Genomic DNA, 14,509 nt, shown 5'->3' on the forward strand with positions numbered 1-14,509 from the left:
CTTACCAGCTCTTCCACGGAGCATGGCCGGATGCCCACATGTCCTCAAGTAGATTCTTTTCGCGCAGGGTATCCATTGCTTGCCAGAAGCCGGTATGTTTGTAGGCCGATAGCTGGTTTTCTCGGGCAAGCGTTTGGAGCGGCTCCTGCTCCCATATTGTCAGATCGCCTTCAATATAGCTAACAGCGGAAGGTTCCAGCACAAAGAAGCCTCCGTTGATCCACACGCCATCACCTGCCGGCTTTTCCTGGAATTGCTGAACCGCACCATTCTCGATCAACAATGAGCCGTAACGGCCGGGCGGTTGGATCGCCGTAACCGTAGCCTTACGACCTGCACCACGGTGGTGCGCAATAAGTGCCGTGATATCGATGTCGGACACGCCATCACCATAGGTAAAGCAAAACGTGTCGCCGTTCAGATAATGGGCCACGCGCTTGAGGCGACCGCCCGTCATCGACTTTTCGCCTGTATCGATGAGCGTTACATTCCAGGGTTCAGCATTGCGCTGATGTATTTCGATGTCATTCGACTGCATGCGGAAAGTGACGTCAGACGTATGGAGGAAATAATTCGAAAAATATTCCTTGATTATATATCCCTTATAACCGAGGCAAATAATGAAATCATTGATGCCATGGTGGGAGTACATCTTCATGATGTGCCATAAGATTGGCTTGCCGCCGATCTCGATCATCGGCTTTGGACGCAGATGCGACTCCTCGCTTATCCGTGTCCCATATCCACCCGCCAAAATGACCGCTTTCATCAGATACCTCTATATCTTCCTTACAAGTAACGTCTCGTCCCATTGTAGGCTTTATCGCGCAGCGGAACGCCTTTGCAAGCGCTTCCATAAGCCATGGAGCATGAAAATACCACCGACTAATCGAGGGTATTGCGATAACTTCATCACCAACAATTGCTCACGAGAAATATGAGCAGACCCGATCGATGGTGCCTGCACAGGCACTGGCGAAGCGCTAGCATGTCGCTTCATCCATAGATATGTAAACGGATAAGAAGCACGTAAAAATTCGCCATGCATCGCAACTTCAGCCAGCGGCCCAGCCACTGACGAAAGCTGTGCTGTGTTTGTACGCAAAAAGCCCCCAAGTCGCCGGAGGAAAAAGACACGAGTCCTTGCGGCTAGCTTGAATGCGAATACTCTTTCTGAGAGTGCGCCACGTATGTGGTTGTCAAGAATGGAATGCAATATTGCTATTGGCATGACAAAAGAGGCCAACGGAAGGACGGCACCGGAAACAAGATCCTCAATAGTCTCCGTCCTCCAACCTTCAACTAGGCGAGCGTCTAGGTCGCATCCGTCTTTGTTGGTTTCGAAGACAGCATAGTTCATGTCAAATGCGGCCACGACATCCTCGACGCCTATTGCCAGGACATGGAACTGACGAGCGTCGCGAACATAGTTCGGAAACAACGTGGTTTTGGCATCAACGAAAGCTACCAATCCAAAGCTCTTTAACGACGCCCTAATCGCTTCCTTACATCCCATCAACACATCTTCGGCTGCAACAGAAATGGTTGGATCTGGAGATAATGCCAGGAGATCGACAAAATTTTCGAAGTATTCGAATGTCGATTGCTGGGATGTGCGGAGCCGTTCCGAGCAGATGACGATCACGCGCGATGGCTTTTCGAATTGTCCGCAAATGCCAAGCAAGGCCTCCCGGAGATCACTCTCATCACAATCGTTGCAGCGCATGACGAGCGTGACTTCTGGTAGTGTACGGTGCCGAAAACGCCGGGAAAGCGTTGCCTCCACCTCATGCTTGTAGAAGTCACGCGTCACGCCTGGCTGCACGTCAAGTTTGACCGGCCCCATGGACGTTACGATCGTCTTGTTGCCGTAAACCTTGCCGAGATTCCGTCCAAGAACTTCCGAGCGCTCCTGCCATTCGGTGACATTACCTTGACCCAGATGCCGCAACGGAAGATTGATTGTGAAGACTGGAAGACCCTGCGCCCAGGACCGGATGCAGAGCAATGTGTCGTAGTGGTGAAAGCCTCGATAATCCTTATCAAAATCCAAAACGAGATCTTTGTGGATTACAAGCAAATGCCCGTCGAGATGCACCGCGGGCAGTGGATGCGGGAATGGATAAAGAATTCCGTGGTGATCGACCATATTTCGGACGATCTTAAAATAGGGATAGCTCACGCCCGCCGGACCCAGCAGCCCCCACGCTAAGCCCGCGCCTTCGATGAGAGCGATCTGCTCCAGCAGGCGATGCAAAAAATCCTCTGCAAAATAAATGTCCGCATGCATGATGAGCAGGTGCTTGCTCGGATGGCGTGCTCTCACCTGCTCCAAAAAAGTGAAATAGTCGAGCTGGGAATTGCGGTTAACTACGAGGTCGACGGTAATCGCGTCGGATGTTCGCCATTCGTGGAGACACTCCAGCGTGGGAGCGGTTGCCTGGTGATGTTCTCCGACAAGAATGGCAAGTACGAAGTCATTGAGAGACATGGTCGAGCTCATAGGCCGCCGCCCATTCGCCGAAGGACCCGACTAAGGCGGAAGCGCAGGGACAGAATGGCTCTTTTCAAAAGAAAAACAAATCCATGACGATTATAGGTATCGCGCAGCACAAAAACACCCAAGCCGGAACCGCTCAAGTCAATGGCCGGTCGCTTTGTCGCCCCACGCTGCTCTGCACGATCCAGGGCACGCATGAGTGCGGCTCTCAATTCGACTGCACTCCTTTCCCAAGAAAAACCCGCAGCAAAAGCATGCGCGCGCGATGCTAGTCGGCGGCGCTCATTCTCATCATTCGCAAGCGAAAGTATCGCCTTTAACAAACCTTCGGCGTCGTCAACAAGAATACCTGTCTCGTTGTCGCGAACAACCTCCGTGTGGGGACCATGGCGATAGGCAATTGCAGGCGTACCCTGATACTGAGCCTCCAGTAGTGGCAAATTCAAACCTTCCCAATGTGACGTACTTACGAAAATATCGCTGCCGGCAAACGCCGCACCCATTCGATTAGCCGCGAGGTTAAGACAAGGTTCGATGTGGCGTTCCCTTAACAAGGTGGCCTCCTCGTCCCCGCCGCGCCCGACAACGACGAAGCGCAGCTTGGGCTGCATTAACCTAGCGCGTTCGGCAATTTCGAGGAATTCAGAAAACCTCTTATACGGTTGTTCGTCTGTCCTAACTTGCACGCGGCCGACCCATAGAACGACGACAGTATCGGATTCGAATTTAAGATCCTCTCTGAACTGCCGGGCTTCTTCGGTTGTCGCTTTTGGATAATGATCGCAGCCTAGATATACAACCTCTGATAATGCGCGCGATTTGTCCGGCAGCCAGCGCTGGATGCTTCGCGAGATGCATAATATTTTGTCTTCGCTCCGCAGCTTCGGAAATACGTGCTTGAAGCGATAAGCAACGGACGCCCTTAGATTGCGACCTATTTCCGGCGCAAAAAAATGGGCAGGTGGAGTGCCATATTCAACTGCTACAACTGGAGAATGCAAAAGGGGTATTGCATCATAAAACGGTGGCGTATTTACAATCCAAACATCGATATCGCAATCATTAAAATAGGCTGCGAAGTTGATGATGTTGCGAGACATGGAGCTAGTCATTGTGACTGCTTCCTGCTGGGAAAGATCGATCACTTTGTACGAGCGCAGAACAGAGCTATCAAGCTTCTGGCAAAAAACCGTTACGGAATGACCATCTTTGACAAGGAAGCTCGCGTACTCATGTACCACAAGATCGACCCCGTAGCCTAAAAGCAATCGTTCTGTCAGAAAGCCGATCTTCAAGGCCATCAGAATATACCTTTCTCGTGAAGCCTACCGGGCTTTCTCATAAACTTGCATCAAACGATCGACATGCTGAGACCACGAAAACATCCTACTGCGAGCAAAACCTGCCGCCCGCATTTGCTCTGCACGTGCAGCATCATGCACGACGGTGTCGATCGCCTTCCCAGTGCCGTCGACATCCGACGGTGAAACGAGGATTCCGGCGTCGCCAATGACCTCGGGCATGGACGAGGTATCAGAGCAGATCACAGGACAACCTGACTTCATTGCTTCGAGGATTGGTAGGCCAAACCCTTCATAGAGGGAGAGATAAAGAAAGCAATCCGCGTGATGATAAAGCGATGGCAAATCAGTTAAATCTGCGAAGCCAGTGAAAATCACTCGATCAGCAAAGCCGCATTCCGCGAGATAGTTCTTAAGATCGTCATTTTTCCAGCCCCACATGCCTGTGCAGACTAGGACGTAGGGCTCCTTAGGATTGGCCCGCACAAAAGCTCCAAAAGCATCCAATACTTGCCGGAAATTCTTCCGCGGTTCAATCGTGGAAACGGATAAAAGGTAGCGATGATCTTTTGGAATTCCGTATTTCGCGAGAAGAGCTTGTCGTTCGAAGAAGACGTACCGATCGAAGATCGGGTCAGTGTCGATATAGTTTACCGTCACCTTGTCGGGATCGATATCAGCGTGTTTCAGAAGATCGTTTCGCGTTGCAGCCGAAATGCAAAACACATGGTCGAAGTTCGCAAGGCGCTTCATCTTCATGCGCTCTTTTGTGATGTTCAGTTCCTCATGAAATTGGGGGAACAAAGTGGTAGTTAGATCAAACCACGTGATAACATTGAGCTTTGTAGACCGAGGAGGTTCAAAGAACCAATCGATGCAGTGATAGATGTCAAAGCCGCGAGTAGCCTTGGAGACTGCCGAACCGAGACCAGGCATATAGTTACGAAATACGTTTCCGGTCAGCTTACGCTCGATTTTTTCAATGAAACTTTCTCTATGCCCCTCCAGAATCGCAGCTACATCGCCATGCTGGAGAAAGGCTGCAATTTCGTGGTCGGTGACATTGCGGTCACCGATGAGAATTCGAAATTCCTGTGGCCTAAGGCGTTCCCGGTAGCCGCGCGCTACGGCATAACCGTAATTCACTATCCCTGTTCGCGGAAATCTAAGAGCGTAGCCGTCAAAAACGATCTTCAATGGTTAGCCTCAGATCAAATTTGGTCGCATTGCAGAGTACAGACCGATATCGAGAATCTCGATCTTGTGATGCGCGTTCGTTTGCCGCTCAATTTTCGGCTTAATCTCTTCAAGCCTCGCGACGGCGGCGTCCTTTGTGTGACGCGCAATCCATTGGTTATCCCAAAATAATTTCATTTTTGATGCAAAGAGCGCCTCGTTTGTCGAAAAATACTTCCAAACCAAAATTAAATGGCTCAGGGCCATGTTAAATTCATGGACAGCGATTGAATGCGGATTGTAGCGCGCCTCAAAAAGACCGTGCGTCATATGCGCGACAACAGCATCTTGCCGGTAAAGACATTGCCCACCGTCGAGCCATGCACGCCAGCTCAGATCGACGTCCTCACAATAGAGGTAGATTGCTTCATCAAATCCCTTTGTGCGTTCGAAAAACGCGGCGGAGATCAGAATGCAAGCTCCGCTGCACCAATTCACCTCCAGTGTTTCGTGGTCAAAAGCCCTCGGAGGATTTTCAATCGGAAATTGCCGAGCTTCAACGATGTTGGCGCGACCTGCACTGTCGATGAAAGTCGAGTAGAGCTTGTCTACAACATCGGGCATCAGGATCATGTCTGGGTTCATCGTTATGAACGCATCACAACGATCGGAGAGCTTTTTGGTGAATTCGTTCCAGATCAAATTCTGCTTTTCACCATAACCGCACGTTCGATTTAATTTGATGACGTTCACGGCGAGATGATCGTCGGCAAGCGCTTTGATTCGCTCGATGGCAACCTCTTCAACTGGTTCATATACGGCAATATTTATCGTCAATCTGTACCGTTTGCCGACACCGTCTTGGTAGCGCAGCGCCAAAACACAATCTTGGATATAGCGCTGGAATTCGGCAGCGCTTGAGGAGATTTGGATCGGGATATGGATCATTCTCCAGTCCTCAGCGACGTTCAGGCCGGAGTTTTCGATGCAGCCATTCAAAAAATGTCCGCGGGCGCCTGCTATCTTCAATTTTCGCAGCCATCGTAGCTAGTTTCTCTGCAACGTCGGTATAGTGAGCCATAGCAGCCTGAACCATCTTGGTTTCCAAAGTACCAAGGCGTTCAATGATCTCAGCTCGTTGCATCATGGCGGTTGCAGTGGTCTCTTCCTTCAATGAATCGAGCTTACGTTTAACTTCAATTTGCTCGCTTTTGTTGACTTCCTGGTTCGAAAACAAGCCGGCGAGGATGCCGAAAACATGTTTATTGCTGATCAAATCGAGATCAGAAAATGGATTACCACGCTGATCGTTACGAAACGCGTCGCTTAGATTATACGGCGCATTGTCGGCCACACTGAACTCACGACCACTAACGAGCCGCTTTCCAAGCATTGCCGAGGCGGCCGCTCTCTTTCGCACAATACTCACCGAATTGAAAAATTCGACGGACGAAATCTTTGCAAGCTCATCTTCGTCAACGGCAAAGCCATGATGATCCAGCACCTCCATCAAGAGGCGCTGTCTAGACTGGGGCACGCCCCAATGTTCAAAATTGATTACGTCCGTCAAAAGCTTGAAGAAGCTCATGGATGAGAAAGGATGCGCGAGGCCGCCTTCGTACTCGTACCAATAGCTACAATGCAGGTCTTCGGCGATGAATACGCCCTCTTCGCGTAGTTTCGGAAAATAATGGCAGAATGCTGCGACTATATCTTTCGACGTATGCGATCCATCGTCGATGATGATGTCGAAGTGGTCTGAAAGTCCATTGATTCGTGCGGCCGTCTCGGAGTTGGATGCGTCGCCGACGATGACCGATATACGAGGATCGCTGAATACAAGCTGTCCGCATTTCTCATCGATATCGCAACCTACAATTCGGGTCGCATTTGGAAAATAGGCGGCAAGCGTTTCTGTGAAACCGCCATTCTGAATGCCAATTTCGAGAATCGAAATTGGTCGATCGCGAAATGAGGCGAATAAGCTTTCGTAAGTCTCCAGATAAAGAGCCCATTTATCTGACGACTTTTCAACGTTGGAGAAAAAATGCTGGAGCGACGCATGCTTCATTGATCAAAACCGAGATTAATGCGATTAAATGGAATTCCTATTAGCCCCCAGCGGACTTTGGTCGACGCGACGTTGACGATGAGGGCATCGTGCAGGAAATGATGTTGAATTGCACTGTGGAGCGTTCCGTCGGCAATGGCAGCCTCGACCGAGTATTGTCCATTAGGAAGCATTGGCAGCGTAAATTCGAATTCAGCCTTGAACGTACTTCCTGCGGGCACGCGCATTGGTGTGGCATCCGTAAATGGCAAAGTATTCTCACCGAATAAGTCTTGCCCCAAACGGTCCCGCCACAAAAAGCCAATAATAGGGTTGTCGATGTCCTCTTGCGCACTTGCACGGATGGTGATGACAACGCGTTCTCCACCCTCGAAATGCCGCACCTCCGGTTTGGCTTTATTCCGGATGGAAACGCTCAGAAGCTCCGCCGCGCCCGTGCGCCAACCGTTCGCCTTCTGCAGATTATCTCGGACTTGGACGATACCGCGATAGTCCGGCAGGCTGGTCTCTAATAGAGTGGATTCTTCGTGCTCCCCTGCGGAATCGACCACTTCCGGCAGTGCATTGTTCTCAAGCGTAATGCCACTGCCGTACACATGCTGCAACGTAAAGCGTAGATATTCCTCAGCCACCGCCCTGGCAGTGTCGAGCTTGCGAATACCTCCCTGATCAAGCCAGACTGCGCGGCTGCAGAGATTTTGCACCGCGCCCATATCATGGCTGACAAAAAGGATAGTGCCCGTTTCCTGAAAGCGTCTGATAAACCGCATGCACTTCTGAATAAAGATCGCGTCGCCTACCGCCAATGCTTCATCGATAATCAAGACGTCGGCATCCACATTTGCGATCAGGGCGAAGGCCAGCCGCACATACATGCCACTTGAATAAATCCGAACGGGCTGATCAAAGTAATCGCCGATTTCCGCGAACGCTTCTATTAGGGGGATTTTCTCTAGCATCTGGGCTACGGACAATCCCAGAAGCTGCCCAGCCATGATGACGTTCTGTCGTCCAGTAAAGTCCGGATGAAACCCAGTTCCCAGCTCTAGTAGTGCCGCAACCCTACCTTTAACGAGAATATCCCCCGTTGATGGGCTGAGCGTTCCCGTAATCATCTTCAGGAGAGTTGATTTGCCAGCGCCGTTTTTGCCGACGATGGCAACCGTCTCACCTGACTTCACATCAAAAGACACATCTGACAATATCCACTTCTTTTGCACATAACGATCGTTGCCCGTTATCCAGTGGAGAATACGGTGAGTCCTACTCTTGTAGGATTTATAGTACTTACCGACACCTGACAGTGAAATTGTGGAGGTCATAGCTCGTCTACCAGATCAGACATTGTGCGCTGCACCAACAGCCGTGCGATTATCAAAAGTGCTGCCGAAAGAGCAATAACGGCAAAGACGGATGACCAGTTGGCGACAGCTCCCTCAAGAAATAGCGACTGATATGCCTGTACGATGATGGCGACGGGATTGTATGCCACAACCCAGCGAAGCCTCTCTGGCAATATCGAAATCGGATAAACAATAGGGGTTAACCAGAACCAGAATTGCAGCACGATCGGCAGCATTTGACCGATATCGCGAAAAAAGACGTTTAACGTACCGAGAATGAGACCGGTCGATAATGAAAACGCGCATAGCGCGATAAGAAGGGGAACTAAGGCAAGGAGCTGAACGCCGGGCAGCTCGCCAATTATCAGCAGAAACACGAAAAAAAATGCAAACATCAAGAAAAAATTAAGAAATGAGCTGATTACCACGATTACGGGAAGGACCGATTTTGGGAACGCAATCTTCTTAATTAACGCCGCATTTTCCAAAAACATACCGGAGCAGCGAGTAATAACTTCTGTAAAATATGACCAGACCAGAAAGCCTGCACATATATATATACTATAGGCAAACGTGGACGGATTGCCCGGAAGCCGCGCTCGCATAACGCTCGAGAAAACGACGGTAAAAATCAAAACCGAAGTCAGGGGCTGAATGAGCAATAGGAGTGGCCCCAGTGCGGAATGCTTGTATTTGATTTCGAATTCGCGCCTGACGCTTCCGAAAACAAAACTTCTGTAGTTAAGGAGAGATGCTATCATAGCTGTCACAAGATCCAGTTCCAATCGGCTGAGGAAGAGATAGGTAGCATTTATTCGCCACAACTAATCAATTTCCTGCGCTCATGTTCAAGGACATCGCGTACCAGCACATCGAGACCTAGTTGAGGTTGCCAAGATAACTCACTTTCTATCCGACCAGAATTGCCAACCATGTACGGAAACTGGTCGGGAATTGACTGGTTCTCTTCGACAGCAATGCTGACGCGCGCCTCCGACCTGAAAAGGTCGACGATTTCGCGCATACGTACAGCTTTTCCGGAGCAAACATTCCATATCTGACCACGGGGTGGCTGGGGAATTGTCAATGCGCGCCAGTATGCGTCGACAATGTCAGAAATGTGGAGAAAGTCTCTTTTACTCTCTAGGCCGCTAACACGAAGTATAGGCTCGTCGAGGCCGGCTTCAATTCTCGCGATCGACTGTGCAAAACGCGGGAGGGCGTAGAGAGAGGACTGGCCGGGTCCGCTGTGGTTGAATGGCCGGAGAATAGCTAGTGAAAGACCTTGCGCATGACAATGCTGCAGCACCACTTCCGATGCCACTTTTGTTGCGGAATAATCATCGACAGCGTTGATCGGGTCTTCTTCCCTCGCAGGGAAGCGTTGGGCAAATGTTCGTCCGTACACCATTCCCGTGCTCACGTAGTAAAGGTGAGACGACGGTGCATACCGCAGAGCAGCGGAAGCTATGTTAAGCGTACCGTTGAGATTTACTTTCCAGGCATCCATTCCGGTTGCAAGCCTTGGCGAGGCCACGGCCGCAAGATGCAGAATTCGATCAGGTCGGAAACCGCGAATGGCCGAATTAACAGCGTCAATGTCGGTAACGTCAGCAACGAGATAATCCAGTCCATTAAGCTGCGTCGTCGGCAGCTGGTGCACAAGGGCCCCGATCGCAAGATCGGAAACCTTCTGCTCGACTATCAGCTTTTGGCACACGTGACTTCCAACGAAGCCTGCCGCTCCTGTTACAAGAATTCTCATCGCGCGCGCGCTATGCCCCTTTATTCGATAGGCGTTTAAGATCAGCCTCGACCATTTCTGAGATCATCTCATTGAGGCTGATTTCAGGGTGCCAACCGAGTATTTGATGGGCTTTCGTCGAATCTCCGAGAAGCACGTCCACTTCGGCTGGGCGAAGAAAACGAGGATCTGTCACGACGTGATTTTCGTAATTCAGGCCTACATGAGCAAATGCAGACTGACAAAAATCTCGAACGGACGTGGTGATACCGGTTGCGATAACGTAATCGTCGGCCACATCCTGCTGAAGCATCATCCACATCGCTCGCGTATAATCCCGAGCATGGCCCCAATCGCGCTTCGCGTCAAGATTGCCGAGCGACAACTTGTCTTGGAGTCCGAGTTTGATGCGTGCAACGCCATCGGTGATTTTGCGCGTCACAAATTCAATGCCACGGAGCGGAGACTCATGGTTGAATAGAATGCCCGATGTAGCGAAGAGATTATGGCTCTCGCGGTAATTCACGGTTATCCAATGTCCGTAGAGTTTGGCGACTGCATATGGTGACCGAGGATAAAAGGGCGTCTGTTCGGTTTGACGCGGCTCCCTGATAAGCCCATACATTTCAGAGGAAGAAGCTTGATAAAAGCGCGCGCCGGGGCAACATGTGAGCAAAGCTTCGAGCATATTGGCGACGCCGACCGCGGTAACATTTGCAGTTAGGAGAGGCTGCGACCAGGACGTCGCTACAAAGGACTGCGCAGCGAGATTATAGATTTCGGATGGATTAGCAGTCTTATAAGCGCGCATGAGCGACGAGAGGTCGCTAAGGTCGCCATCGAGAATCTCTATATCGTTTGCGATGCCAAGCCATTGTAGGCGCGATAGGTTCAATTCCGATGTGCTTGATCGGCGCGCCAGACCAAACACCTGGTAGCCTTTGCTTAAGAGCAACTGCGCCAAATAGGCGCCGTCTTGACCGGTGATACCTGTTATGAGGGCCGATTTCTTCATGAGCTGCCTTACTCCTCGTTAGCCCAGTTTCTGGGCGATCGTTTGATACATATTCATAGCCAAAGCCGCAGATGTGGCGCCGGGATCTCGAAACTCTGCGGCTATGTTAAGGCGGTCGCTTTCTTTCCATCGAGTTAAAGCGGCATATAACGCACTTGACCAACTCGCCGACTCTTCCGCCGGCACGAGTTCGGCTAGCCCTTGTCCCGCCTCGTGATGGGCCGGAATGTCGGAGGCGACGACATTCGCACCGTGACTCAAAGCTTCCGCGATTGGCATGCCAAAGCCCTCATATACCGAGGGATATGCGAAGACACGACATGACGCATACATGGCGCGGAGATCATCATCGGGCAGATAGTCCACGAATCGGATTTGTCCGGCATCAACCAACGTGGCGGTAACATTGGGCAGCAATTTCCGTCCCCAACCGGTTCCCCCCACCACAATCAAAGGGAAAAGTGAGCGCACATCCTCGTCGAGGGCACCAAACGCCTCGATTAAAGTACGCATATTCTTTCGCGGCTCCAGCGTGCCAACGCAAAGTAGAAAAGAACCCCGGCTAAGCTCAAATCGCTTCAAGACCTTGTCAATCTCTTCCTCATGCGGTGGTTGAGCCGCCTTGATCTGCGGTGGAATAACAAAAATTTTCTCACGTGGAATCCCGTAAAAGTATTCTATTTCATTTGCGCTGAAGTCGGAGATTGTATGAACCGCGGGTACATCAGCCATCAGCGAATCAAGCGCCTTAAGCAGTTGCACCCGTTCCGACGGATGAAATTCGGGATACCTTTTATAGGACAAATCATAAATCACTGGAATAAAGCATGTCTCCCGCGGGCTCGGCGGCAGGAAGTTAAATGCATGAAAAAAAGCAATATTCTCCGTGGGGCGCGTTCGCTGGTATTGCCATCCATTGGCTACCCGATAGCCCATGCGAACCGCTTTGTTTTTCTTCAGCCGGTCTGTAACAGAGAGGCGCTCCGGCTTCTTTTGATCGCCCAACGAAGAATCACGCAGAGGCTCAATCGGCAGATCATGCCATCCGAAGCGGTGGTATCCGCGGAAGATAAGTGATGGAAATTCGGATCTGAGCGATGTCAGCAGAGCATGCTCGTAGTTTCCAACGCCGGTGCGCCTCGAGACTAGAGGTGAGGAATCGACTCCAATTCTGATGATATTCGAAGGTTTCGGCTGCATAATCCGTATTTTGCCATCACAGTGTATTGCATTTTAACCAATCGCGCTGTGCGGCCTGCGATTAGACGAGTGAATTCGTCCCCTTTACAACGAACTTCTCACTAATCCAATACCTTGATAATATTCCAGCACATCCTTCCAGAGTCTACCTGACAACCGAGCCGTTCAGCTCCGGAGCATGGATCTCAATCTTTCTCCCGTCTCTGCCGCAGCTGGGGTTCAGTGGAGGGCATCGGTACAATGATATTCGCAAAAGTCATTAGGCTGCGATACAGTGCGATACGACATAGAGGCGAGAACCGTGCAAGGTCAACACGTTTTAGTTCAGCGAGCGTCGCACTAGTTTTTTTGACAAACATATTCGTAAAGGGCTATTTCAGGCAGATGTCGTTTCCGAACGCGATCCCAATCAATCCGCTCTATCGTATCCTGATATTTGTGCACGAGTTGGGACTTAGCTTCATTCAAATGCGGCAACGCTTGCTCGGCGATATCAAGACGTTTCAAAAACGTTTTGGCCGTCTCTCTGAATTTTTCCAGTGGGCCAATATAACTAAAACTTTGCTCTACGTTGTGAATCGCAAGCTTAGCGTCGTCGAGACTGATTTCGCCCAAAGGAATTTCGCCCTCATATAAACCCGCGATCATTCGAACTTGTAGGTTGTCGAATTCATCGGTCAATCCATTGTTAACGACTTCATCGACCGTGTATTCGACACCGCAAAGATTATAGGTGGGGCCGGAATCGCTAAGTATATGCATTAAATGGGAGCGAACCCGCGCCATCGGCTCGCGAACAACGGTCAGATAGTTTGCGCGGTTACCCAGATAACGACCAACCCCGAAAGACGTATGCCCCACTACAAGTTTAAGAGTTCTCCGCTGATGCAGCGGAAGCTTGATAAACTGCGGTACCGAAAGGCCAAATTGGGGGTAGATGGACAGGAACCGGCTCTTCTCAAGGGAATTGTGAATTACGTTTACTACGCTGGTTCCCATGGTTTTTTGAATGTGCAAGTAGAAATTGCATTCTGGGACTGAAACAGGGCCTACTTCAAATCCTTCATCTGAAGGAATTTCGACGCGTCCATTGTTAAGTTCTTGTCCATCGATGGTGAAAAAGCTGAATATCGATCCGAAATTTAGCAAGAAGGAAATTGGCACGTGAAAGCCGAATATTCCCTGCTCTCCGCAGACGTTGCATACATCTGGGCGATAGTGGGTTGGTTTCCACGGGATAATGTGCCCTGACTCAGCAACGATGTTGATCTCAGCAAGTGCCTTCGGGTCCCCGACCTTGCGAGCCCAGCCAATGATTTCTCCTCCTGAAATGCCGTCAACATATCCAACCGTTTGCACGAAATTTTGCCTTCTCGAAAAGTGAACGAAATAGCCTGTAATGCCTGGGGTCAAGTGCACAATTGGCTTTTGCACGAAGGCAACTGCATTGACTATGAGCGCCCATTCCAGCGGTGTAAAAGATGCCTCAGAGAACTGGCACCGCACTCCTTTCGAGTGTTGCCCGGTCAGCCATTCATAGGGGACTCGAGACAACGTTCTCTCACGAAAAGACCTGTTTGAGATTGGAACCTCACAAATGCACAATCTGATTGCGGTCTGTGCCGCAAGCATCTCAGTTATGTTCTAATCAGCCATCAGGTGCTTCCCACCGTCTTTTGGCGAGATCTCATCAAAACACGAAGCAGAAGATTCACCGGAGATTTGGCCTTCTTGATCTTGTTGGATCTGTAGACTGAAAGGACCTCCTCACCCAGGCGGTCAATGGGTACGATTTTGGAGGCTGCTGCACGCCCCTCAGATAGTCCATGCACCAACCAGTGTTCGAAGCCGGTTTTGAAGCGTTTGGTTGCAATTGCTCTTGAAACATCTGGATTCTCGGCAAGATATCTTTGCTCGTCGAAGATCGTCGAGGACGGGATGATTCCGGCCATAAACAGAAGTTTTGCTAACTCGAGAATATAAGGCTTTTCGGCTCCATCCATGTCAACGCTCTTGCTGTAATAGGAGCGATCTACAACAGCCCCGACGTCGACAGCGCCCGACGACCCATTTCTCTTTAGACTCGCATTAGTTAAATATAGTGCGCGCCTCAGCAATGCTATCTCGTGGATCGCCTCGTCATATCGCTTTTGCAGTGG

13 protein-coding genes are annotated in these 14,509 nt (G+C 50.4%); all 13 read right to left on the reverse strand.

The window, feature by feature from the left end; all coding sequences use genetic code 11:
* Position 1 precedes the first annotated feature (1 nt).
* Positions 2 to 769 carry a glucose-1-phosphate cytidylyltransferase gene (gene rfbF / locus NXC24_RS30490; RefSeq protein WP_104827055.1) on the reverse strand — a complete coding sequence of 256 codons (768 nt, stop codon included), beginning with the start codon at positions 767 to 769 and terminating at the stop codon, positions 2 to 4.
* Between the two features lie 51 nt (positions 770 to 820).
* On the reverse strand, positions 821 to 2,491 hold the full coding sequence (locus tag NXC24_RS30495) for a hypothetical protein (RefSeq protein WP_104827056.1): 1,671 nt from the start codon (positions 2,489 to 2,491) through the stop codon (positions 821 to 823).
* 8 nt (positions 2,492 to 2,499) lie between these two features.
* On the reverse strand, positions 2,500 to 3,801 hold the full coding sequence (locus NXC24_RS30500) for a glycosyltransferase family 4 protein (protein WP_104827057.1): 1,302 nt from the start codon (positions 3,799 to 3,801) through the stop codon (positions 2,500 to 2,502).
* Between the two features lie 24 nt (positions 3,802 to 3,825).
* Positions 3,826 to 4,998 carry a glycosyltransferase family 1 protein gene (locus NXC24_RS30505; protein WP_104827058.1) on the reverse strand — a complete coding sequence of 391 codons (1,173 nt, stop codon included), beginning with the start codon at positions 4,996 to 4,998 and terminating at the stop codon, positions 3,826 to 3,828.
* Between the two features lie 9 nt (positions 4,999 to 5,007).
* Complete coding sequence (locus tag NXC24_RS30510) at positions 5,008 to 5,925, reverse strand: hypothetical protein (RefSeq protein WP_104827059.1); 918 nt, start codon at positions 5,923 to 5,925, stop codon at positions 5,008 to 5,010.
* A 10-nt stretch (positions 5,926 to 5,935) separates the two neighbouring features.
* Entirely contained in the window at positions 5,936 to 7,048 is a 1,113-nt protein-coding gene (locus NXC24_RS30515; protein WP_104827060.1) for a class I SAM-dependent methyltransferase, read from the reverse strand.
* Positions 7,045 to 8,370 carry an ABC transporter ATP-binding protein gene (locus tag NXC24_RS30520; protein ID WP_104827061.1) on the reverse strand — a complete coding sequence of 442 codons (1,326 nt, stop codon included), beginning with the start codon at positions 8,368 to 8,370 and terminating at the stop codon, positions 7,045 to 7,047. The genes NXC24_RS30515 and NXC24_RS30520 overlap by 4 nt, the downstream gene beginning before the upstream one ends.
* Positions 8,367 to 9,215, reverse strand: coding sequence for an ABC transporter permease (locus NXC24_RS30525; RefSeq protein WP_104827062.1), 849 nt, complete (start codon positions 9,213 to 9,215; stop codon positions 8,367 to 8,369). The genes NXC24_RS30520 and NXC24_RS30525 overlap by 4 nt, the downstream gene beginning before the upstream one ends.
* Entirely contained in the window at positions 9,203 to 10,156 is a 954-nt protein-coding gene (locus tag NXC24_RS30530; RefSeq protein WP_104827063.1) for an NAD-dependent epimerase/dehydratase family protein, read from the reverse strand. The genes NXC24_RS30525 and NXC24_RS30530 overlap by 13 nt, the downstream gene beginning before the upstream one ends.
* Before the next feature lie 10 nt (positions 10,157 to 10,166).
* Entirely contained in the window at positions 10,167 to 11,150 is a 984-nt protein-coding gene (gmd, locus tag NXC24_RS30535; protein ID WP_104827064.1) for a GDP-mannose 4,6-dehydratase, read from the reverse strand.
* 18 nt (positions 11,151 to 11,168) lie between these two features.
* On the reverse strand, positions 11,169 to 12,155 hold the full coding sequence (locus NXC24_RS30540) for a glycosyltransferase family 1 protein (RefSeq protein ID WP_158704582.1): 987 nt from the start codon (positions 12,153 to 12,155) through the stop codon (positions 11,169 to 11,171).
* Between the two features lie 534 nt (positions 12,156 to 12,689).
* Positions 12,690 to 13,904, reverse strand: coding sequence for a sulfotransferase family 2 domain-containing protein (locus NXC24_RS30545; protein ID WP_104827066.1), 1,215 nt, complete (start codon positions 13,902 to 13,904; stop codon positions 12,690 to 12,692).
* Positions 13,905 to 14,005: 101 nt separating this feature from the next.
* Positions 14,006 to 14,353: a hypothetical protein gene (locus tag NXC24_RS30550; RefSeq protein ID WP_158704583.1), complete on the reverse strand. Its 348-nt coding sequence runs from the start codon at positions 14,351 to 14,353 to the stop codon at positions 14,006 to 14,008.
* Between the last annotated feature and the right edge of the window lie 156 nt (positions 14,354 to 14,509).

The organism is Rhizobium sp. NXC24, assembly GCF_002944315.1.
Lineage (GTDB): Bacteria > Pseudomonadota > Alphaproteobacteria > Rhizobiales > Rhizobiaceae > Rhizobium.